General features: G+C 68.6%; 22 protein-coding genes and 1 pseudogene. 6 read left to right on the top strand and 17 right to left on the bottom strand.

The features are described 5' to 3' along the window. Positions 1-133 precede the first annotated feature (133 nt). The 12 genes and pseudogenes from ABT061_RS29465 to rpsP all read right to left on the bottom strand — a co-directional run bounded on the left by ABT061_RS29465 (position 134) and on the right by rpsP (position 7,859). Positions 134-598, bottom strand: a complete 465-nt coding sequence (locus ABT061_RS29465; protein ID WP_350924017.1) for a hypothetical protein — start codon at positions 596-598, stop codon at positions 134-136. Between the two features lie 200 nt (positions 599-798). Then, positions 799-1,794 (bottom strand): annotated as a pseudogene (locus tag ABT061_RS29460) (ATP-binding protein); the annotation flags it as partial. A gap of 62 nt (positions 1,795-1,856) precedes the next feature. Then, a complete protein-coding gene (locus ABT061_RS29455) occupies positions 1,857-2,210 on the bottom strand; it encodes a YraN family protein (protein ID WP_350924013.1) in 354 nt (117 codons plus the stop codon). Between the two features lie 167 nt (positions 2,211-2,377). Beyond that, positions 2,378-2,701, bottom strand: coding sequence for a DUF2469 domain-containing protein (locus tag ABT061_RS29450; protein WP_030511723.1), 324 nt, complete (start codon positions 2,699-2,701; stop codon positions 2,378-2,380). Next, positions 2,698-3,426: a ribonuclease HII gene (locus ABT061_RS29445; RefSeq protein WP_350924010.1), complete on the bottom strand. Its 729-nt coding sequence runs from the start codon at positions 3,424-3,426 to the stop codon at positions 2,698-2,700. Before ABT061_RS29445 ends, ABT061_RS29450 begins: the two co-directional genes overlap by 4 nt. Positions 3,427-3,490: 64 nt before the next feature. Beyond that, complete coding sequence (gene lepB, locus ABT061_RS29440; RefSeq protein ID WP_350924008.1) at positions 3,491-4,084, bottom strand: signal peptidase I; 594 nt, start codon at positions 4,082-4,084, stop codon at positions 3,491-3,493. 9 nt (positions 4,085-4,093) lie between these two features. Further along, on the bottom strand, positions 4,094-4,960 hold the full coding sequence (gene lepB / locus ABT061_RS29435; protein ID WP_350924005.1) for a signal peptidase I: 867 nt from the start codon (positions 4,958-4,960) through the stop codon (positions 4,094-4,096). Positions 4,961-5,115: 155 nt separating this feature from the next. Continuing rightward, positions 5,116-5,469 (bottom strand): 50S ribosomal protein L19, encoded by a 354-nt coding sequence (gene rplS / locus ABT061_RS29430; RefSeq protein WP_350924003.1) that lies wholly within the window; start codon positions 5,467-5,469, stop codon positions 5,116-5,118. A 276-nt stretch (positions 5,470-5,745) separates the two neighbouring features. Then, on the bottom strand, positions 5,746-6,537 hold the full coding sequence (gene trmD / locus ABT061_RS29425) for a tRNA (guanosine(37)-N1)-methyltransferase TrmD (protein WP_350924001.1): 792 nt from the start codon (positions 6,535-6,537) through the stop codon (positions 5,746-5,748). 1 nt (position 6,538) lies between these two features. Next, positions 6,539-7,054, bottom strand: coding sequence for a ribosome maturation factor RimM (gene rimM / locus ABT061_RS29420; RefSeq protein WP_350923999.1), 516 nt, complete (start codon positions 7,052-7,054; stop codon positions 6,539-6,541). A 93-nt stretch (positions 7,055-7,147) separates the two neighbouring features. Continuing rightward, positions 7,148-7,390: an RNA-binding protein gene (locus tag ABT061_RS29415; RefSeq protein WP_030906210.1), complete on the bottom strand. Its 243-nt coding sequence runs from the start codon at positions 7,388-7,390 to the stop codon at positions 7,148-7,150. Position 7,391: 1 nt separating this feature from the next. Then, entirely contained in the window at positions 7,392-7,859 is a 468-nt protein-coding gene (gene rpsP, locus ABT061_RS29410; protein ID WP_350923997.1) for a 30S ribosomal protein S16, read from the bottom strand. A gap of 258 nt (positions 7,860-8,117) precedes the next feature. On the opposite strand from rpsP, the gene ABT061_RS29405 reads away from it, so the two are divergent. Next, positions 8,118-8,693 (top strand): hypothetical protein, encoded by a 576-nt coding sequence (locus ABT061_RS29405; RefSeq protein WP_350923995.1) that lies wholly within the window; start codon positions 8,118-8,120, stop codon positions 8,691-8,693. Here the strand turns inward: ABT061_RS29405 and ffh are convergent. From ffh to ABT061_RS29380, 5 genes are all read right to left on the bottom strand, one after another. Beyond that, positions 8,671-10,230, bottom strand: a complete 1,560-nt coding sequence (ffh, locus tag ABT061_RS29400; protein WP_350923993.1) for a signal recognition particle protein — start codon at positions 10,228-10,230, stop codon at positions 8,671-8,673. The genes ABT061_RS29405 and ffh overlap by 23 nt on opposite strands. An 85-nt stretch (positions 10,231-10,315) precedes the next feature. Then, positions 10,316-10,909 carry a GTP-binding protein gene (locus ABT061_RS29395; protein ID WP_350923991.1) on the bottom strand — a complete coding sequence of 198 codons (594 nt, stop codon included), beginning with the start codon at positions 10,907-10,909 and terminating at the stop codon, positions 10,316-10,318. After that, a complete protein-coding gene (locus tag ABT061_RS29390; protein WP_451935512.1) occupies positions 10,890-11,348 on the bottom strand; it encodes a DUF742 domain-containing protein in 459 nt (152 codons plus the stop codon). Before ABT061_RS29390 ends, ABT061_RS29395 begins: the two co-directional genes overlap by 20 nt. 24 nt (positions 11,349-11,372) lie before the next feature. Further along, positions 11,373-11,786 carry a roadblock/LC7 domain-containing protein gene (locus ABT061_RS29385; RefSeq protein ID WP_326646986.1) on the bottom strand — a complete coding sequence of 138 codons (414 nt, stop codon included), beginning with the start codon at positions 11,784-11,786 and terminating at the stop codon, positions 11,373-11,375. A 43-nt stretch (positions 11,787-11,829) separates the two neighbouring features. Next, positions 11,830-14,835 (bottom strand): nitrate- and nitrite sensing domain-containing protein, encoded by a 3,006-nt coding sequence (locus tag ABT061_RS29380; protein ID WP_350923989.1) that lies wholly within the window; start codon positions 14,833-14,835, stop codon positions 11,830-11,832. A gap of 677 nt (positions 14,836-15,512) precedes the next feature. Here ABT061_RS29380 and ABT061_RS29375 point away from each other — a divergent pair. From ABT061_RS29375 to ABT061_RS29355, 5 genes are all read left to right on the top strand, one after another. Next, positions 15,513-16,499, top strand: a complete 987-nt coding sequence (locus ABT061_RS29375) for an ABC transporter substrate-binding protein (RefSeq protein ID WP_350923987.1) — start codon at positions 15,513-15,515, stop codon at positions 16,497-16,499. Next, positions 16,496-17,284, top strand: coding sequence for an ABC transporter permease (locus ABT061_RS29370; protein ID WP_350923985.1), 789 nt, complete (start codon positions 16,496-16,498; stop codon positions 17,282-17,284). Before ABT061_RS29375 ends, ABT061_RS29370 begins: the two co-directional genes overlap by 4 nt. Then, positions 17,284-18,075 (top strand): ABC transporter permease, encoded by a 792-nt coding sequence (locus ABT061_RS29365; protein ID WP_350923983.1) that lies wholly within the window; start codon positions 17,284-17,286, stop codon positions 18,073-18,075. Before ABT061_RS29370 ends, ABT061_RS29365 begins: the two co-directional genes overlap by 1 nt. Positions 18,076-18,084: 9 nt before the next feature. After that, a complete protein-coding gene (locus tag ABT061_RS29360) occupies positions 18,085-18,867 on the top strand; it encodes an ABC transporter ATP-binding protein (protein WP_350923981.1) in 783 nt (260 codons plus the stop codon). Positions 18,868-18,996: 129 nt separating this feature from the next. Next, positions 18,997-20,001, top strand: coding sequence for a methyltransferase (locus ABT061_RS29355; RefSeq protein WP_350923978.1), 1,005 nt, complete (start codon positions 18,997-18,999; stop codon positions 19,999-20,001). Positions 20,002-20,086: the final 85 nt, after the last annotated feature.

Genomic DNA, 20,086 nt, shown 5'->3' with positions numbered 1-20,086 from the left:
CAGACATGTCAGTGCGGCAGCTGACAGTCTGGGAAACGCCCGAAACCCTGGGCCTCCTGACCTGAGGGCACCCCGGCTCAAAGCATCCACGAAGAAGATCAACGGCTAGTGCAGAGAATTCGCCGGGGCGCAGTCAGATGGCCTCACCCAACTGTTCGGCCAGCCACTCCATGCCCTCCTTGATGAGCTGGCCATGCTCGTCGTCGCCAAGTGCGCCGATCCCGGCCCGCGCCTGCTGGAGGTGCTCACGGGCGCGGCCGAGATCGCCCAGCTTGCAATAGCACTCACTCAAGTTCAGGTGCAACGACGGATACAAGCCGGCCACCGAAAGCGGCACCCCGGCTTGCGCCACCCGCTCATCAGTGATCAGGCCGACGGCGGCAAGCGCTCGCAGATCCCACATCAGCTCTTGGTGCACGTCGTCCTGCACATCGGCCATCGAGTGGGCAAGGACGTAAACATGCAGCGGGTCGCCTTGCTCGCCGCCGATGTCGTCCCAGATCTGCGCGAACAACTCGCGAGCTGCTTCACGCTGACCTTGGTGGTGATGCAACTCCACCCCCTGGCCGATCCGGGTCATCGTTGGGTCGGCGGTCATGAGCGGCTCCTTCACCGTTGCAGGCGATCGCGGTCAGCGTACTTGCCTTACGTGGCTTAACGACCTTCAAGCTTCTGACCAGCTGGTTCGCTTGACAACCCCAGATAACGGAGTGAGTCACCTACCAACTTCCCGGACATGTTCGCTATGTTGAGTCCCAGGTCACAGCCCATCTGCGGACGTCCTCAGCCGGAAAATTTGAGAAAGAGCACTCCCCGGTGGGCCAGCGAGACCGCACCAGGACGGATCATCCCGCTGCCCCCACCGATGACGGACGCGACGGTCGCGGTGTGGTGTGGCGCCACGAACGGCGGGCGGACCAGCAGCGGGCGGTCCCTGGGCAGCACTCCGGCGACCGAGTGTATGGCGGTCACCTCCAGGGCCTGATCCCACTCCAGGGCCGGAAGCAGGGTCGGCAGCCGCTCGGCGAGCATGGTCTTGCCGGTGCCGGGAGGACCGAGCATCCAGAGGTTGTGACCACCGGCGGCGCAGACCTCCAGCGCGCGGCGGGCGACGGGTTGCCCGGCGACGTCTCCCAGGTCGGGGCCGTCCTCGGCGCCACCGGCGGCACTGTCTCCCAGGTCGTGCCCGGGGACGGCCTCGCCGGGACATCCCGACGGAAGCGGGCGCGCGGCCCGGTGACCGGGGTCTCCGGCGCCGTCCAGGACGCCTCCCGGCGGCTCGCCGCTTCGCAGCCCGCTCACCAGCGCGCCCAGGGTGGTCGCGGGGATCACGGTCACGCCCGGCACGAGACCCGCCTCGGCGGCGTTGCGCGCGGGGACGACGACGGTGCGGGCACCCGCGGCGACGGCCGCCAGCACCGCGGGGAGAACGCCCCTCACCGGCCTCACCGAGCCGTCGAGCCCCAGCTCACCCAGGAAGAACGGCTCGGCGACCCTGGCCGCGGGCACGAATCCGGCCGCCGCGAGCAGGGCCATCGCGATCGCCAGGTCGAAGAGGCTGCCCCGCTTGGGCAGGCTGGCGGGAAACAGGCTGACGGTGATCCGGGCGTCGGGCCACGCGTACCGGCTGTTGACCAGGGCGGAGCGGACCCGGTCGCGGGCTTCGCTCAGCGCGGTGTCCAGCATTCCGATCAGGTGCAGACCCGCGACACCGCTGCCGATGTCGGCCTCGATCTCGACGAGACGGCCGGTCACCCCGACCAGGGCGACGCAGCGCGTACGTGCGACGGCCACTCACCTCACCTCCCACGGGGTGGGATGTGGGGAGCGAATGATCCAGGACAGGCCAGGAGACATCAGCACACCCCCCGCTCGTGGCGGATGGCGAAATCCCCGGCGAACCGCTCAAGGGCGACGACGTCGACGCGGATCGCGTCGAACCCCTCCTGGTGCTCGGCGACCCATCTGGCCACGAGCATGCGCAGGCGCGCGATCTTCGCATCGGTGACCGCCTCGAAGGCGGTGCCGTGACGGCGGCCGGAGCGGGTCTTCACCTCCACCGCGACGAGCGTGCGCCCCTCTCGGGCGACGACGTCGATCTCCCCGTCCGGGCATCGCCAGTTGCGATCCAGGATCTGCAGGTCGTGCGCGAGCAGATAGTCGACGGCGACCTGTTCGCCGTACCTGCCGAGCTCATCCTTCGCGGCCATGGAACCACCTCCGGTTCCCGACCTTCGCTCAGCTCACCGCGCCCCCGACGAGCCGAACGGGACTCTGTGGACAACCGGCCGGACACCAGGCGCCCCTGTGGACGACGCCCCGGCCCCGCGGACAGCGTTCTCACCGCTCAGCAATGGTCAAAAAGCCGCAAAGCCCCTCAGGAGGAGAAGCCCTCCTTCGGCATCTCCAGATCGGGTTTGGCGAGCTCCTCGACGTTCACGTCCTTGAAGGTCACCACGCGGACGTTCTTGACGAACCTCGCGGGCCGGTACATGTCCCAGACCCAGGCGTCCTGCATCTTCACGTCGAAGAACACGTCGCCGTTCTCGGCGGTCCGCACGTCGAGATCGACGGAGTTGGTGAGATAGAAGCGCCGCTCAGTCTCCACGACGTATGTGAACAGGCCGACAACGTCGCGGTACTCACGGTAAAGCTGCAGCTCCATCTCGGTTTCGTACTTCTCGAGATCCTCTGCGCTCATACCGGTCCTCCTGTTAAACGCACACCCCGGCCCGCCCGATCAGACGCACCGGCCCCCAGTTCATTCTCACCCATCACCTCGCCCGCTCCTGACCGTGCCACCGTCGAGAACGAGAAGCGGTGGTCCGGACACGGACCGTAGGTTCTGAGAGCCCTGCGATGATCGACGGTGCCATACCCCTTGTGCACGGCGAATCCGTACCGGGGATGACGTTCGTGCAACGCGACCATCATCTCGTCCCGCGTCACCTTGGCCACGATCGAGGCCGCGGCGATGCAGGCCGCGACCTGATCTCCCTTCCACACCCCCAATGACGGCATGGGCAACCCGGGAACGGGAAACCCGTCGGTGAGAACGTAGCCGGGCTGACGGGGAAGTCGTGCCACGGCCCTGCGCATTCCGTCGATGTTGGATCTGTGCAGACCACGGGCGTCGATCTCACCCGGCGGGATCACCATCACGCTCACCGCCTCCGCGGTCGCCGTGATCCGCTCGTACAGCGACTCACGGCGGGAGGCCGTCAGCTGCTTGGAATCACCCAGGCCGTCGATCCGGCCGCCCAGCACCACGGCGGCGACCACCAGAGGCCCGGCACAGGCACCACGGCCCGCCTCGTCGACCCCTGCCACGGGACCGAGCCCGCGGCGGTCAAGGGCCCGCTCGTAGCCGTACAGCCCTAAATCGCGCCGGACCACGCTGGGCCTGGGGCGAAACGCAACCGTCATGACACCTCGGGTGACACAGCGACCATGACCAGAGAGTACGCCCCCTCCGGTGCATTCGGTACCGCTATCTCACCTTGAGAAAGCTCTCCGGCCTCGAAAGGATCGTGGCCCTGGAGAACGGCCAGTAGATCGCCACCGCACGGCCGACGACGTCGTCCTCGGAGATCGTGCCCTCCTCCTTCCGCTCCTCGTAGGAGCGCGAGTCGGCGGAGGCGGTGCGGTGGTCGCCCATGACCCACAGTCTCCCGGCGGGGACCACCTTCTCGAACGCGTCCCCCGAGGGGAAGTCGCCGGGGTACAGGTAGGAGCCCTCTTCGAGCGGCACTCCGTTGACCGTGATCCGCTTCTTGGCGTCGCAGCACTTCACCGTGTCACCACCGACCGCGATGACCCGCTTGATGGTGTCCTCGTCGTTCCAGCCCTTGAAAACCACGATGTCGCCACGCTCGGCGTCGCCGTGCAGCTTGTTGACGACCACCCGGTCACCCACCTGAAGGGTGTTCTCCATCGACTCCGACGGGATCCAGAACGACTGGAAGACGAAGGCCTGCAACAGCAGCGCCACCACCACCCCGCACACCAGCAGGAACAGCGACTCGCGCAGGTTGCCGCCCTTACCGGACTTCTTGTTCTTGTCAGCCTCGGGTTCCACGGTCATGAGGTCCGGTTACCGCCTTGAACGCCGGCGACGACGCCACAGCACCAGCGGCACGGCGCCTGCGAAGCCCGCGAGGAACGGGGCCGCGCCTCCCACGGCCGCGGCGGCCTTGAGAGCCGGTTGACCGAAGGTATCGGGAATGGGGATGGTCGTGGCCCTGGAGAACGGCCACACGATCACGAAGGCCCGGCCGATCACCTTGTCCACCGAGATCGTCCCGCCGCCGGGATCGCCCAGGTGGGAGCGGGAGTCGAGGGAGACCAACCGGTGGTCGCCCATCACCCACAGGCGGCCCTCGGGGACCTTGGCCTCGAAGAACCTCTGGGACGGCACGTCACCCGGGTAGAGGTAGTCCTCGTCGAGGGGGACCCCGTTGACCGTCACCCGGCCTTGGGCGTCGCAGCACTTCACCGTGTCGCCACCGACGCCGATGACCCGCTTGATGTAGTCCTTCTCGCCGGGGACCACGCCGAAGGCGGTTCCGACCCAGCGGAAGAACCCCGTGACCGGGTTGGACGGCTCCTCAAGGACGATCTCGGGATCCCAGGAGTCGACCCCGGAGAACACCACCACGTCGCCGCGTTCGATGTCCCGGACGCGGTAGACGAGCTTGTTGACCAGGACCCGGTCGTTCGTGAGGAGGGTGTTCTCCATCGACTCCGAAGGAATGTAGAACGCCTGGATCACGAAGGTCTTGATTATGAGAGCGAGCACCACCGCCACGACGATCAGAACAGGCAGCTCCTTCCAGAAGGAGCCCTTCTTCTTGCCCTTGTCGCTCTTGGCGTTCTTCTGGGTGTCTTCGGCGACCACGTCCACCTCGTCCTCGACAGGTCGACGCGAGACTGCGCCGTACTCCCGGTCTTCGCTAGTCATCGCTGACGAGCCTAGATGATGGGCGGCACCAAGTGGTCGAGTGACGGGGTACCGCATAGCCATGCGTATTGCCATAGGAGGTCAAACCTCCTTACATGCGACTGGCCCGCTCCCCGGAAAAGAGGGCGCGGGCCAGGGCGGCGACTACCGCGCGCCTAGCGGGCCTCGCGCTTCTCGCGGATACGGGCGGCCTTGCCGCGCAGGTCACGCATGTAGTAGAGCTTGGCCCGGCGGACATCGCCACGGGTCACGAGGACGATCTTCTCGATGACCGGGCTGTGCACCGGGAAGGTGCGCTCGACGCCGACGCTGTAGCTGACCTTGCGAACCGTGAAGGTCTCGCGGGCGCCACCGCCCTGGCGGCGAAGGACGAAGCCCTTGAAGACCTGGACACGGGACCTGCTGCCCTCAATGACCCGGACGTGGACCTCGAGCGTGTCACCGGGCCGGAAGTTCGGGATGTCGGTGCGGAGCGCGGACTTCTCGAGCTCGCTGATCAGCGTGTGCATGGCAGTGGTACCTCATTTTTAAACGCACCCGGAGGTCCATCCGGCCGCGACGGAGCGGCGTCGTGATGGACACGCGTGCTGAAGTGGACTGTGTCTCGGAGCCGGAACCGTCTACCCGGCGGCGCGTGCGCCGCGGCGAGACCGGCCTGGGGGCCGGGAAGGCAGTCGGCGGCAACGCTTCAGTCTGCCATATTTTCCCGACCGATCGGAAATCAGCCGGTCAGGGCGGCCGGGCCGGCCTCCGCATCGGCTCCGTCGGCCAGGGGACGGAACCGGTCAGGGAGCCTGGCCGACGGGTCCGGTCCCGGGCTGGTCGAGCTCGGACAGGAGCTGCCTGTCGTGCTTGTCCAGGCTCTGCGGGGCGAGCGCCGCCAGCAGTTCGGGCCGGTTCCTCGCGGTACGGCGCAGTGCCTGGTCCCGCCGCCACCGGGCGATCTTTCCGTGATGCCCGGAGAGCAGGATCTCCGGCACCTCGTGCCCCCGCCACTCGGGCGGCTTGGTGTAGACGGGGCCTTCGAGAAGGTTCTCCATCGCGCCGGGCGCGAAGGAGTCGTCCACGGCCGAGTGGACGTTGCCGAGCACACCCGGCAGCAGCCGCCCGATGGCCTCGATCATCACCAGCACGGCCACCTCGCCTCCGGCGAGCACGTAGTCCCCGATGCTGACCTCGTCCACCCGCATGCGCGCGCCGTACTCGGCCATCACCCTGGAGTCGATGCCCTCGTAGCGGGCCGGGGTGAACAGCAGCCAGGGCTCGGCGGCGTACTCCATCGCCAGCTTCTGGGTGAAGGGCACACCGCTGGGAGTCGGCACGATCATCCGCGGCAGGGCCACGGGGTCCGCGGCGAGGACCTCGTCGAGGGCCTCTCCCCAGGGCTCGGGCTTCATGACCATGCCGGGGCCGCCCCCGTAGGGTGTGTCGTCCACCGTGCGGTGCACGTCGTGGGCGTGGTCGCGGAGCTGGTGGAGACGGACGTCGAGGATGCCGCGCTCGCGGGCCTTGCCGATGAGGGAGACGTCGAGGGGGGCGAAGTACTCGGGGAAGATCGAGATGACGTCGACGCGCATGTCAGACGATCTCGTCCGGATCGAGCAGTCCCGCCGGGGCGTCCACGACGAGGATGCCCTTCTCAAGGTCGATCACCGGGACCAGCGCCTTGACGAACGGCACGTAGACCTCCGCCTTCCCACGCCGTACGACGAGCAGGTCCTGGCCGTGGTGGAGCACGTCGGACACCTCGCCCACCCGCTCGCCGTCGGGCTTGACCACGGCGAGGCCGATGAGCTGGTGATCGTAGAACTCGTCGGGATCGTCGGACGGCGGAATGTCCGCCGAGTCGATGACGAGCATGGTGCCGCGGAGTTCCTCGGCGTGGTCGCGGTCGCTCACGCCCTCGAACCTGACCAGCAGGATGCCCGAATGCCAGCGGCGGGACTCGACGACCAGCGGGCCGGCCGAGGCGGGGTCGGTGGCCAGGGCGGTGCCCGGGGCGAAGCGCCTGTCAGGCTCGTCGGTGCGCACCTCCACGGACACGTCTCCGCGGAGTCCGTGCGGGCGACCGATCCGCCCTACGACGAGCTGCACGCCCGCCTCCTCACATAGTGGTGCCGGTGGAAAGCAGACGGGCCACCCGCGCTGGGCGGGTGGCCCGTTCGCTCGATTGGACGCGTCCGGCGGCTAGCGGGCCTCGTTCAGGTCGAGCAGATCGACCCGGACGTACTTGCCGTCGCCGAGGGCGTTCACGACCGTGCGAAGCGCCTTGGCCGTACGGCCACCGCGGCCGATGACCTTACCGAGGTCCTCGGGATGCACCCGGACCTCAAGCACACGCCCGCTACGGATGCGGCGAGCGTGAACCTGGACGTCGTCGGGATATTCGACGATGCCCTTCACCAGGTGCTCGAGGGCCTCCTCAAGCACCTCAGGCCTCGCCTTCCGGCTTCTCCTCGGCGGCCGCGGTGGGCTCAGCCGGGGCCTCGGCGGGGGCCTCTTCAGCCTTGGGAGCCGCCTTGCGGGTCGACTTCCTCGGCGTGGTGGCGGCTTCCAGAGACAGCGCCTCCTTGGCCGCGGCCTCGTAGGCGGCGTGGCGGTCGGCCTTGGGCTCAGCGACCAGGAGCGGAGCCGGAGCCGACTCGCCCTTGAACTTCTGCCAGTCGCCGGTGAGCTTGAGGAGCTTGAGGACGGGCTCGGTCGGCTGCGCGCCGACACCCAGCCAGTAGGCCGCCCGCTCGGAGTTGACCTCGATGCGCGAGGGGTTCTCCTTCGGGTGGTAGAGGCCGATCTCCTCGATCGCCCGGCCGTCACGCTTGGTGCGGCTGTCAGCGATGACGATGCGGTACTGCGGGTTGCGGATCATGCCGAGCCGCTTGAGCTTGATCTTGACTGCCACTGGTGTGGTCTCTCCTGCATTAGAGCGTGGGTGAACGGTGTCTCATCGAGTGGGGCACGAGGAGAGGACCGATCGAGGGACAGGCATGGCACGCGGGAGTGAGAGGGCAACCACGTGTCACGATGTTCCAACATGTCATTGTGCCAGACGCGCGGGGGTGCCCGGCCAATCCGCGGCCATCCCCCGCGGCGGCCGGAGGGCAAATCTCGGTAATCCACGTGTGTCCGGGCCCCCGGCGGGTCCGGCCTGCTGCGCTAAATGGCCGCCGTGGCAACCACCCTCAGATCTCTGCTGCTGACCGCGACCGGATCCATCACCGTGCTGGGAGCGGTGCTGACCATCAGGGCGACCCCTGCCGGTCAGGCCGACGCACCTCCGGCGTCCGCCCCGCCCCCCGCCGTAACCCCGGGAACCGGCCACGACGGTGTCCCCTGGGTCCCCTGGCCGTCTCACGTCCCACGAGGAACGTCCGCGCCTCCTCAGACCCCGCTCCTGCCCGGGGCTCCGGCGCGGCCGGAAGCACCCGCCCCGCCGGAGACCCTCGACCCGCCGGGGACCGCCTCGCGGCTCGGAGCCCCCGTCCTGCCCGAGGCGCCGATCCTGCCGGGAGCCGCCCAGCCGCCGGAGATTCCCGCACCCCCGGGAGCACCCGCGCGGCCCGCGTACCCGCCGTACGATCCGTCGGCCGGGATGCCGTGGTGGGAGCGCTACTTCGGACGTACCCCGAGCAGTTCGAGCACGGCCACCAGGATGAACCCCCCGACGATGATCACCCAGATCCATCTGGCACGCGCGTGGAAGGGGCCATCGCTCATTTCTGACCGGGGAGCTTGAACTTCGAGGGGTCGAAGCCCGGCGGCAGCTCCAGGCCAGGAGGCAGCTGCTGCCGGGAACCGAGCTTGCCGAGGAGGCCGTTCCCCGCCGGGGCCGCGGGCTCGCCGGACTTGTCGGGGGCGGCCTTGCCGAGCGCCGCCTTGCGCGGGTCACCGCTGACCCTGCGTCCCTTGGCCGCCTTCTTCTGCGCGGCCTTGGCCCCCTTGCGACCGCCGGGCATGCCGGGGATGCCCATGCCGCCGGCCATCCGCTTCATCATCTTCTGGGCGTCGAAGAAGCGGGTGACCAGGCCGCTCACCTCGGTCACCGTCACACCGGAGCCCCTCGCGATACGGGCACGACGTGAGCCGTCGATCATCTTCGGATTGTGACGCTCGGCGGGGGTCATGGAGCGGATGATGGCGGCGATGCGGTCGAGGTCTCGGTCGTCCACCTGGTTGAGCTGATCACGCATCTGCCCCATGCCGGGCATCATGCCGAGCAGGTTCTTGATGGGGCCCATCTTCTGGACCATCATCATCTGCTCGAGGAAGTCCTCCAGGGTGAAGCCCTCGCCCGAGGTGAGCTTGCTCGCCATCTTGGCGGCCTCGGCCTCGTCGAAGGTCTTCTGGGCCTGCTCGATCAGGGTGAGGATGTCACCCATGTCGAGGATGCGGGAGGCCATCCGGTCCGGGTGGAAGGCGTCGAAGTCCTCGAGCTTCTCACCGGTGGACGCGAACATGATCGGCCTGCCGGTGATGTGGCGGACCGACAGTGCGGCGCCACCGCGGGCGTCGCCGTCGAGCTTGGTCAGCACGACGCCGTCGAAACCGACGCCCTCCATGAACGCCTGGGCCGTGCTGACGGCGTCCTGGCCGATCATCGCGTCGACGACGAACAGGACCTCGTCGGGCGAGACCGCGTCGCGGATGTCCGCCGCCTGCTTCATCAGCTCCTGGTCGATGCCCAGGCGGCCCGCGGTGTCGATGATGACGATGTCGTGCTGCTGCCGCTTGGCGTGGTCGATCGACTGGCGGGCCACCGCGACCGGGTCGCCGACGCCGTTTCCCGGCTCGGGCGCGTAGACCGCGACGCCCGCGCGCTCGGCCACGACCGAGAGCTGCTGTACCGCGTTGGGCCGCTGGAGGTCGGCGGCGACCAGCAGCGGCGTGTGGTTCTGCTCACGCAGCCAGCGGGCGAGCTTGCCGGCCAGGGTCGTCTTGCCCGCGCCCTGCAGGCCCGCGAGCATGATGACGGTCGGCGGGTTCTTGGCATAGCGGAGCCGCCGGGTCTCGCCGCCGAGGATCTCGATGAGCTCGTCATTGACGATCTTGACGACCTGCTGCGCCGGGTTCAGCGCCTGGGAGACCTCGGCGCCGCGGGCGCGCTCCTTGACCTGGGCGACGAACGCCTTGACCACGGGCAGCGCGACATCGGCCTCGAGGAGCGCGATGCGGATCTCGCGGCAGGTCGCGTCGATGTCGGCCTCGGAGAGCCGACCCTTGGATCGAAGGGAGGAGAAGACCGATGTCAGCCGGTCGGAAAGCGTCTCGAACACGTGATTGGCCAGCCTCTGCGCTACAGGTCTGCGACTCGACCTCCCAGCCTATCCGCTGGGAGGTGCGACTGACGCCCTCCCGCGGTCAGCGGCCCCAGCCGGGAACGGCCATCCGCACGGTGAGCGCGTGCTCCACAAGCGTGATGAGCGTGGCCTTCACCGCGTCGCGCGAGCGGGCGTCGGTCCTGGAGATGGGGATGTGAGGCGCCAGCGTCAGCGCCTCGCGTACCTCCTCCTCACCGTGCAGGTAGGTGCCGTCCCACCCGTTGACCGCGACCACGAAGGGGAGCTTGGCCTCCTCGAAGTAGTCGATCGCCGGGAAGCTATCGGCCAGCCGCCGGGTGTCGACGAGCACGATCGCGCCGATCGCGCCGCGGACCAGGTCGTCCCACATGAACCAGAACCGGTGCTGGCCGGGCGTGCCGAACAGGTAAAGGATCAGGTCGCGGTCCAGCGAGACGCGACCGAAGTCCATCGCGACCGTGGTGGTGGTCTTGTTCGGAGTGAGGCCGAGATCGTCGATCCCGGCGCTGGCGTCGGTCATCACCGCCTCCGTGGTCAGCGGCAGGATTTCCGACACCGCCCCCACGAACGTGGTCTTACCGACACCGAATCCCCCGGCGACGACGATTTTCGTCGATGTCAGGCCGCCGCCGCGGCTAGAGCCTGCGAAGTCCACTGAGCACCCTTTCCAGCAGGTTGAGATCCGGCTTGCCCGCGTCCAGCTGCGGCTGATGCAGCTGGATCAGACCCTCGGCGGCCATGTCGGCGACCAGGATCCGGGTCACGCCGAGCGGGATGCGGAGCATCGCGGAGATCTCAGCGACCGAACGCACTTGCCGGCACAGGGCACTGATCGCCTGATACTCCGGGGTGCGGGTGGATAAATCGTGATGTATGGAAGTCGCCGAGGAGACCAGGGCCTCCAGGGCGAGTTGGGTCCGGGGGGCGGTGCGCCCCCCGGTCACGGCATACGGACGGACGAGGGAGCTCTGCTCCGACGGCGCCGGCTGCATGAGATGCGAAGGACCCCCCTGTTGCCGGTGGGGGTCGTCCATCGATTGGTAGGGAAACCCGCTGTGCGGGTCGCCCTCACCGGTCCAGCCGCGGCCTGCCACGACAGCCTCCTAGCGTCATCGCCGTCACCGTGAGTGGGAAGACTGCAGTTCCGCGCGGACGGCCGGGGTCAGCACCTGGCCCGCCCGCTCGACGAGCATCGTCATCTGGTAGGCCACCAGTCCCATGTCACAGTCGGCGGCGGCCAGCACCGCCAGACAGGAACCGTCACTGATGGACATGATGAGGAGCAGCCCTCGTTGCATCTCCACCACGGTCTGGGTGACCGCACCGCCTTCGAAAACCCGTGAGGCGCCCTGGGTCAGGCTGATCAGGCCGGCCGCGACCGCGGCCAGCTGGTCCGCCCTGTCCCTGGGAAATCCGTCGGAATACGCCAACGGCAGACCGTCCGCCGACACGACGACTGTGTGCGCCACACCTGGGACGTTGTTCACAAAGTCAGTGATCAGCCAATTGACCCCCCGGGCGGCCTGGCTCATTTCGCGCACGTGTCATCCTCCTTGGCGACCATGATGAGCTCGCTCACCGGTCCTCCTTGTTTCCTTCAACGTCCCGGCCGAAGTCGGGATACGGCCGTCCGTCCGCGGCTCCGCCCCTGGCGGCCGCGCGGCCCTGCCGTACGCCCTGCTGGAAGCTGGCCAGCCTGTTGCGCACCGCCTCCGGGGAGACTGTCGGCCGGAGCACGGGAGTTTGGGGGGCCGCGCTCAGGTCGGGCGCGGCCGTGCCGGGCACCAGGTTCGCCTTGGGCACCCGCTTGGGCAGCCCGGAACCGGTGATCCCGCCGAGTGAGGGCTCGCTGGCGGCCTTGGCCGCCTGCCAGCCCACGTCGGCGGGTGACGACCAGCCGGTCCCCTGCGTGGGGGCGGCCTGCTGTGAGAGCTGGACGGTCTCCTGAACGGCCTGGGCCGGCCGGGCCGGTTCGACCTCCTCGTCCCGTTCCTCGGCGGCCTGGACCGGATCGACCTTCCTGAACCAGTCGGACTCGACGGCCGCGAAGATCGGCAGGAACTCCTCCTTCGCCTCTTCCATGGGCGAGGAGTCGGGGATCACCGGCAGCGGGCCGGTGTTGTCCGCCGCGTCGAACGGGCGCCGCCCGAACGGACCGGAGTTGCCGGTGGACGGCCAGCCTCCGGAGTCGCCGCCGCGGAACGAGGAGCTCGACCAGACGTCGGAGCCGCCGTCCCTGCTCTGCCCGCCGGGCCAGACGGGGGCGTCACCGCGCGCGGGCGCGCTCGGCCCCCCGGACCACATTCCGGTGTCGCCTCTGGACGGGCTGCCCTGGCCCTGATGCCACGCGGTGGGGTCGGGCTGGGAGGCGTCCGGCCAGCCGGGGGTGGCGCCGGGCGGCGGAAGCTGTCCCGGCCACGGGGTGTCGACGGGTGCCTGCCCGAACTGGCCGCCTCCGAAGGGAGACTGCGAGGCCTCGAAGGAGTTGAACTGCTGCCCCAGGTCGAAGGAGGCGAACGAGTTCTGGTGGGCGGCCTCGAACGAGGCGAAGGACGGCATCTGGGGAGCCGCGGGGCTGGCCAGCACGGGCGGGCGGTCCATGGAGGCCATGGACCCGGCCCAGTCTCCGCCCTGCGCCGTGGCACCGGGCGCGCCTCCCGGGCGGGCGGTGACGGCGAGCAGGTTCTCCGGGAGCAGGACCATGGCGGTCAGGCCGCCGCTGTCCTGCTGCCTGAGCTGGACTCGGATGCCGTGCCGCAGGGCAAGGCGGCCGACCACGAACAGGCCCATCCGGCGGGAGACCGAGACGTCCACCACCGGCGGGTTGGCCAGTCGCCAGTTGGCCTGGGCGAGCTCCTCGGCGGTCATGCCGATGCCGATGTCGGTCACCGAGACCATCACGCCACCGCCGTCGATGCGGTTGCTGGAGACGATGACCTTGGTCTCCCGGGGGGAGAAGGAGATCGCGTTCTCCACGAGCTCCGCGATCAGGTGGACGACGTCGTTGACGGAGGTTCCGGCCACGGCCACGCCCGCGGACAGCTGCAGGTCGACCCGCTCGTAGTTCTCGACCTCTGACAGCGAGGCGCGGACCACGTCGATGAGCGGGACCGGCTGGCTCCACCGGCGGGCGGGCTCCTGACCCGCGAGGACCAGGAGGTTCTCCGAGTTGCGGCGCATGCGGGTGGCGAGGTGGTCGAGGCGGAAGAGGCTGCCGAGCCGGCCCTCGTCCTGCTCGCCCTGCTCCAGGCTCTCGATGAGGGAGAGCTGACGCTCCACCAGGGTCTGGCTGCGCCGGGAGAGGTTGACGAACATCGAGTTGACGTTGCTCCGCAGCGTGGCCTCCTGGCCCGCCAGCCGCACGGCCTCGCGGTGCACCTCGTCGAAGGCCCGGGCCACCTCACCGATCTCGTCGTCGGAGGCGACACCGATCGGGGTGATGTCGGTGGTCGAGACCTCGCCGCTCTCGCGCATGCTCTGGACGGTCTCGGGGAGACGCTGGCCGGCGATGGACAGCGCCTCGGTGCGGAGCCTGCGCAGCGGCCTGACCAGCGACCGCGCCATGACCGCGGTGATGATCAGGACGAGGATGAGCAGCAGCGCGCTCAGCCCAGCGGCGATCAGCGCTCCGCGCTGCTCCGACTCCTGCAGGACCCGGCTCTGCGTGATGAGGGTGTCGGCGACCTGCTCCTCCACGGTGCGCATGCGCTCGACGATGTCGCTGGAGGCGTCGAACCACGTCGTCTGGTCACCGAGTCCGGTCCTGGAGACGTCGACGTTCCTCAGCGGCTGACCGTTGAGGGCCAGGACGATGGCGCGGGCGCGCAGTGCCGCCGCGCGGTCCTTCTTCTGGCTGCTGACCGTGTCGTCGTAGAGCTGGCGCTGGGCGACCGAGGCCTCGGAGCGGAAGGTCGCGAGCTCGCTGTCGAACTGCGCCCGGGCGGCCAGCATGGCGTTGAGGCCTTCGGCGCTGAACCCCCTGACGGCGAGGGCGATGGCGAGGTTCGCCCGCTCCCTGGACGCCTGTTCCTTGGCCCTGGCCAGCGCGGCGAACGCGGCCGCGCTGGCGGTGATCTCCTGGTCCGCGACGCCCTGAATGATCTCGTCGTGCAGGGCGAGCAGGTCCGCGATGGTACGGGAGTACGCGGCGACCATGGGCTGGGCCGGCATCTGGGTGGCCGTCGCCGCGTCACGCAGGCTCTTGAGCTCGTCGATGCGGGCGCGGATCTGCGTGAGCTCGTCCCTGCTCCGGGTGCTGAACGCCTCAACGATGCCGCTGTCATTGGTGACGCCGTCGATGCGGGCGCGCACCTCACGGGCGACACCGTCGACGCTCTCGTACTGCTTGCGCAGGTTCGACTTGCCGGTGCTCAGACGCCCCTGTGCCACGTATCGGGCCGACAGGTCCCGCTCGAGCTGCAGCTCGTCGGCCAGGTTGCTCAGGCCCGCGGTGAGTTCGGCGGTGGTACGCACGCGCTCGTACTCGGCGGCGCTACTGATCGAGGTGGTGACCCGCAGGCCGCCCAGCACGATCGCGGCGGCCGTGGGGATGACGATGAGCGCGACCAGTCGCGACCTCACCCGCCAGTTCTTGAGCGCGAGCTTGCCGCCGTTCCTCGCAGACCTCTCGGAGCCGGAGCCGTCTGGGCCCTGACCCGGGCCGCTCTGCGGCTGCCCCCCCTGATTGTCGAATCCCAGGGCAGGTGCCAGCCCGGATTCGCGTTCGCTGGGGATTGACGCTGTCCTCACTGGCCTCCGCTGCCTCTCCTCGGATCGTCTGCTTGGAGGGGATCGCGTCACGCAATGATGTGCTAGTGACGCCGACGCATCCATGGGGTAGGGGTTATTGGAGCACAGCCGGATGAGTTCGGCCAACAGCACATAACTCGCATTTCCCACCGAACGGGCACACCGCACCCGTAACCGGGCGATGACTCTCCGCCCTGTAACCACAAACTTCCACAAAGTTGCGAAACAGATTTATTGACATCTTTGCTTTTGCCCGCTATGCGGACCTATCTGTTGATTGTTACGGATGCGGTAACTGGGTGGCGTATGCCTGCTTTGTAGCTTCGGGGCGATAGGGGCGAAAGGGGTGATATTTGTAATTTGACTGATCTACTCCGCTACTCTGATCCGCGGTCGGCAAACCCCCCCTTGACCAACATGCCTCCCGGGACCCCCTCCATGTCGCCCGATGAGTTACCGCGAGTTCCGGCAGGGGCGGTCAAATGCAGCTAATGCAGCTAAGGAGACCCATGAGGTTCACACTTGCGAGCCGGGCCGTCATCGCAGGAGTCGCCGCCGCCCTGGTGCTGAGCGCCTGCGGAGGTTCCGACAAGTCCACTGACACCACCGCCGCGAACGCGGGCGGTCTGGAGAAGACCCAGATCAAGATCGGCGCGCTGCCGATCCCCGACTCGGCCGCGCTCTACATCGCCAAGGACAAGGGCTACTTCAAGGATGAGGGGCTCACCGTCGACATCGAGCCGGTGGTCGGCGGAGCCCAGGCCCAGCAGGCCCTCGTCGGCGGATCCCTGGACGCCACCCAGACGAACTACGTCTCGGCCTTCCTCGCCGTCGCGGCCGGCAACAAGATGAAGATCATCTCGGACCTCTACCAGGCCGCTCCGAACTCGTTCAACATCATGGTGCCCAAGGACTCGTCGATCAAGACGCCCGCCGACCTCAAGGGCAAGAAGATCGCGGTCAACAGCCTCAAGAACATCGGCACCCTGGCGGTGACCACGGTGCTCAAGACGCACGGCCTCACCGAGAACGACGTGCAGTTCCTGGAGTTCCCCTTCCCCGAGATGGGCGCCCAGCTGGCCAGCAAGACCGTCGACGCGGCCTGGATGACGGAGCCGGCCCTGACCGCGGTGCAGAAGAACCTCGGCGCCCAGAAGCTCGCCGACACGATGGTCGACTCCACGGCGGACTTCCCCATCGCCGGCGTGGTCGTCATGGAGAACTTCGCCACCGAGAACCCCAACACCGTCGCCGCCTTCCAGCGGGCGATCGCCAAGGCCCAGCAGATCTCCGCCACCGACCGCAAGGCCGTCGAGCAGATCCTGCCGACCTACACCAAGATCGACGCCGCGACCGCCGCCGTCATCACCCTCGGCTCCTTCCCCACCAGCCTTGACGAGACCCGCCTGCAGCGCGTCGCCGACCTGATGGTCGAGCAGGGCTACCTGAAGAGCCCGATCCAGGCCAAGACCATCCTTCCCGGCAACCTCGGGTGACACGGCGCAACCCGCTCGACAACAGACTGCTCTGCGGCGCCCTCGGCGTCGCGGGGCTGTTCTGCGTCATGGAGGTCGCGGGCCGGACCGGGCTGATCGACCCGCTCGTGTTTCCGCTGGCCTCCACGGTGCTCGGTCGAGCAGCCACGCTGGTGACCGACGGGGAGTTCCTCTCCGACGTCACCTCGACCCTCGGGGCCTGGGCTCTTGGACTGCTGTTCACCGTCGCGCTCGCCGTGCCCGCCGGGTTCCTGCTCGGCAGCCTGCCCCGGGTGGAGAGCGCGCTCCGGCCGATCCTTGAGTTCCTGCGCCCGATCCCGTCGATCGCGCTGATCCCGCTGGCGCTCGCCGTGTTCTCCGACAGGTTCGACATGAAGGTCACCCTGATCGTCTACGCGGCGACCTGGCCCGTCCTGATCAACACGATGTACGGCCTCAAGGACGTCGACCCGCTCGCCAAGGAGACCCTCCGCAGCTTCGGGTTCGGGAAGTCGGCCGTGCTGTGGCGCGTCTCCCTGCCGAGCACGGCGCCCTTCATCGCCACCGGTGTCCGGCTGGCGTCCGCGATCGCGCTCATCGTGGCGATCAGCGCGGAACTGCTCGGCGGCGGCGCCCAGGGCATCGGCAGTTACGTCCTGGAGAGCGGCGGCAGCGCGGACGCGGTGGAGTACATCATCGCCGCCGCCATCTGGGCCGGGATCATCGGCGTGGTCACCAACAGCCTGTTCGTGCTCGCGGAACGGCGGATCTTCCGCTGGCACACCGCCCGTACGGAGGTGGTCTGATGAACGGCCTGCTGCGCGGCGTGGTCCGGCTGTGGCCGGTGCCCGTCGTGCTGCTGCTGTGGGAACTGCTCACCCGCGGCATCGAGATGCTGAGCTTCCCGCCGCCGTCGCAGATCGCGACCAGCATGTACACGATGTGGCTGACCGGCCCCGCGGAGCGGCTCTGGCTGACCGAGGCGGCGCTGACGAACATCCCCGCGAGCATCGGCCGGCTGCTGGCCGGGTGGGTGCTGGCCGGGGTCGTCGGGATCGTCCTCGGGGTCGCCCTGGGCCGCTCCCCGCTGCTCTTCCGCTTCATCGACCCCCTGGTCCAGTTCGCCCGCGCCATCCCGCCGCCCATGCTGCTGGCGTTCTTCATGGCGTTGTTCTCCATCGGCCCCCGGATGCAGATCAGCTTCATCGCGTTCGGCATCGTCTGGCCGGTCCTGATCAACGCCTCCGAGGGGGCACGGCAGGTCGACCGCCAGCATCTGGACACCGCCAGGGTCTTCGGGCTGTCGGGCGGTGAGCGGCTGTTCCGGATCATCCTGCCCTCGGCCATGCCGAAGATCTTCGCCGGACTCCGGGTCAGCCTGTCACTGGCGCTGATCCTCATGGTGCTCTCCGAGCTGGTCGGCAGCACCGACGGGATCGGCTTCCAGCTTCTGGACGCCCAGAGGTCATACGACTTCTCCGGCGTGTGGGGAACCATCGTGGTGCTCGGCGTCCTGGGATACGTGTTCAACTCGGCGTTCCTGGCGGCCGAGCGACGTGTCCTGTCCTGGCACCGCTCCGCCAAGCAGACGACCTGAGGACCTGCTGTGCTTGAGATCACGAATCTGTCCCACACCTACGGCAGCGGACCGACCGCCCACAACGCGCTGGGTGGCATCGACCTGAAGGTCGCCCAGGGTGAGCTGGTGTGCATCGTCGGCCCCTCAGGATGTGGCAAGTCCACACTGCTGCGCTCCATCGCGGGGCTGCTCCGGCCCAGTGGCGGCCAGGTCACGCTCAACGGCGCCCAGGTCGAGCAGACCCCCGACAACCTGGCCGTGGTCTTCCAGGACTACAGCCGCTCCCTGTTCCCCTGGATGTCGGTGGTCGAGAACGTCTCGCTCCCGCTGCGCCGCAGGGGAATGGACAAACGGCAGCGCGGGCAGGCGGCGATGGAGGCGCTGGAGGAGGTCGGCCTGGACAGCGCCGCTGCCAAGTACCCGTGGCAACTTTCCGGGGGCATGCAGCAGAGGGTGTCCATCGCCCGTGCCCTGGCCTACCGCCCGGCCCTGTTGCTGATGGACGAGCCCTTCGGCTCCGTGGACGCCCAGACCCGCGAGGACCTGGAAGACCTGACCCTGCGGGTCCGCAACCTGCACAACATGACCATCGTGCTGATCACCCACGACATCGACGAGAGCGTCTACGTCGGTGACCGCGTCGTGGTCCTGTCCAAGGCCCCTGCCGGGATCGTCGGTGACCTGCGCGTGGACTTGCCGGGACCGCGCGACCAGATCACCACCCGCGAGCACCCCGACTTCGTGCACCTGCGCGCCGAGGTCGGCCGCCTGGTGCGCGGCATGCGGAGCCCGTCGGCCTCGACCCCCTGAGGCCCGATCTTCAAAAACGCCTGCCGGAACCCGAACCGCTCCCCGCCCGAGCACGCGGGTCCGGCGCGCACGCTTGCCGGGGCGTGCTGGTCCCCCCTCAGGGCCGCACGCCGCAGAGAGAGGATTTTCATGAGCGACCCACAGGCACCGGTATGGGATGCGATCGGTGGTGTCTCCCGTTTCGCCGCCCTGGCCACGATGGCCGAACTGGGCTGCGCCGACCACCTGCGAGACGGCGCCCTGAGCGTTGACGAGCTCGCACTGCGCTGCGGCGCCGACGCCTCCGCGCTCGGCAGGGTGCTCCGCGAGCTCGCCGCCATGGGCATGGTCGCCACCGCGGCGCCCGGCACCTACGAGCTGACCGAGGCGGGTGTCACCCTCCGCACCGACGTGCCCGGCTCGCTCCGCCCCGCCGTACGGATGATCGTCGAGGAGGGCTTCTGGTACGGCATGGGCATGCTCCCGCAGACCGTGCGCACCGGCAGGTCGGGCTTCGTCGAGCGGCACGGGCACCTCTACGGCTACCTGAAGGCCAACCCCGGGGCCGGTGCGCTGTTCAACGACTACATGGTGGTCAGGGCCCGGCCGTTCGCGGACGCCGTGGCCTCCCGCTACGACTTCTCCGGGGTGCGAACCCTGGTGGACGTGGCCGGCGGCAAGGGGCACATCCTGGCCGCCGTTCTGAAGGCCCACTCAGATCTGGACGGGGTGCTGTTCGACCAGAAACAGGTGGTCAGCGCGGCCAGGGAGTTCTTCACCGAGGCCGGCCTTGAAAGCCGGTGCAAATTCGTGGACGGTGACTTCTTCGTCTCGGTGCCCGCCGGGGCGGACGCCTACCTGCTGAGCAGTGTGATCCACAACTGGTCCGACGAGGACTCGGTGCGGATTCTGCGCAATGTCAGGGAGGCCATCTCCGACGACGGCCGAGTACTCCTGGTGGAGGCCGTGGTGCCGGACGACGACAGGTCGCACATCAGTAAGGACATCGACATGCGAATGCTCGCCCTTTTCGGCGAGGGCATGGAGCGCAGCACCTCCGAGTACGCCGAACTCCTGGGCAAGTCCGGTTTCCGGCTCAACCGGCAGGTGGAACTGCCCGGCGGCGCCTCAATTGTTGAGGCCCTGCCTATTTAGGGGCTGATACGGGGCCGGCGTAAAGGCCGACCTCGGGCTCGCGAAAAAGCGGCGGCCGGTGACGTGAGGTTCACGTCACCGGCCG

Origin of the sequence: Streptosporangium sp. NPDC002544, from assembly GCF_040295965.1 — a bacterium.
Lineage (GTDB): Bacteria > Actinomycetota > Actinomycetes > Streptosporangiales > Streptosporangiaceae > Streptosporangium.
This window is presented reverse-complemented; position numbering and strand designations above follow the sequence as displayed.

Coding starts and splice junctions, on each gene's coding strand:
- ABT061_RS29465 (WP_350924017.1), bottom strand. CDS start 598: ATGACCGCCGACCCAACGATGACCCGGATCGGCCAGGGGGTGGAGTTG.
- ABT061_RS29455 (WP_350924013.1), bottom strand. CDS start 2,210: ATGGCCGCGAAGGATGAGCTCGGCAGGTACGGCGAACAGGTCGCCGTC.
- ABT061_RS29450 (WP_030511723.1), bottom strand. CDS start 2,701: ATGAGCGCAGAGGATCTCGAGAAGTACGAAACCGAGATGGAGCTGCAG.
- ABT061_RS29445 (WP_350924010.1), bottom strand. CDS start 3,426: ATGACGGTTGCGTTTCGCCCCAGGCCCAGCGTGGTCCGGCGCGATTTA.
- lepB (WP_350924008.1), bottom strand. CDS start 4,084: ATGACCGTGGAACCCGAGGCTGACAAGAACAAGAAGTCCGGTAAGGGC.
- lepB (WP_350924005.1), bottom strand. CDS start 4,960: ATGACTAGCGAAGACCGGGAGTACGGCGCAGTCTCGCGTCGACCTGTC.
- rplS (WP_350924003.1), bottom strand. CDS start 5,469: ATGCACACGCTGATCAGCGAGCTCGAGAAGTCCGCGCTCCGCACCGAC.
- trmD (WP_350924001.1), bottom strand. CDS start 6,537: ATGCGCGTCGACGTCATCTCGATCTTCCCCGAGTACTTCGCCCCCCTC.
- ABT061_RS29405 (WP_350923995.1), top strand. CDS start 8,118: ATGGCCGCCGTGGCAACCACCCTCAGATCTCTGCTGCTGACCGCGACC.
- ABT061_RS29385 (WP_326646986.1), bottom strand. CDS start 11,786: ATGAGCCAGGCCGCCCGGGGGGTCAATTGGCTGATCACTGACTTTGTG.
- ABT061_RS29375 (WP_350923987.1), top strand. CDS start 15,513: ATGAGGTTCACACTTGCGAGCCGGGCCGTCATCGCAGGAGTCGCCGCC.
- ABT061_RS29365 (WP_350923983.1), top strand. CDS start 17,284: ATGAACGGCCTGCTGCGCGGCGTGGTCCGGCTGTGGCCGGTGCCCGTC.
- ABT061_RS29355 (WP_350923978.1), top strand. CDS start 18,997: ATGAGCGACCCACAGGCACCGGTATGGGATGCGATCGGTGGTGTCTCC.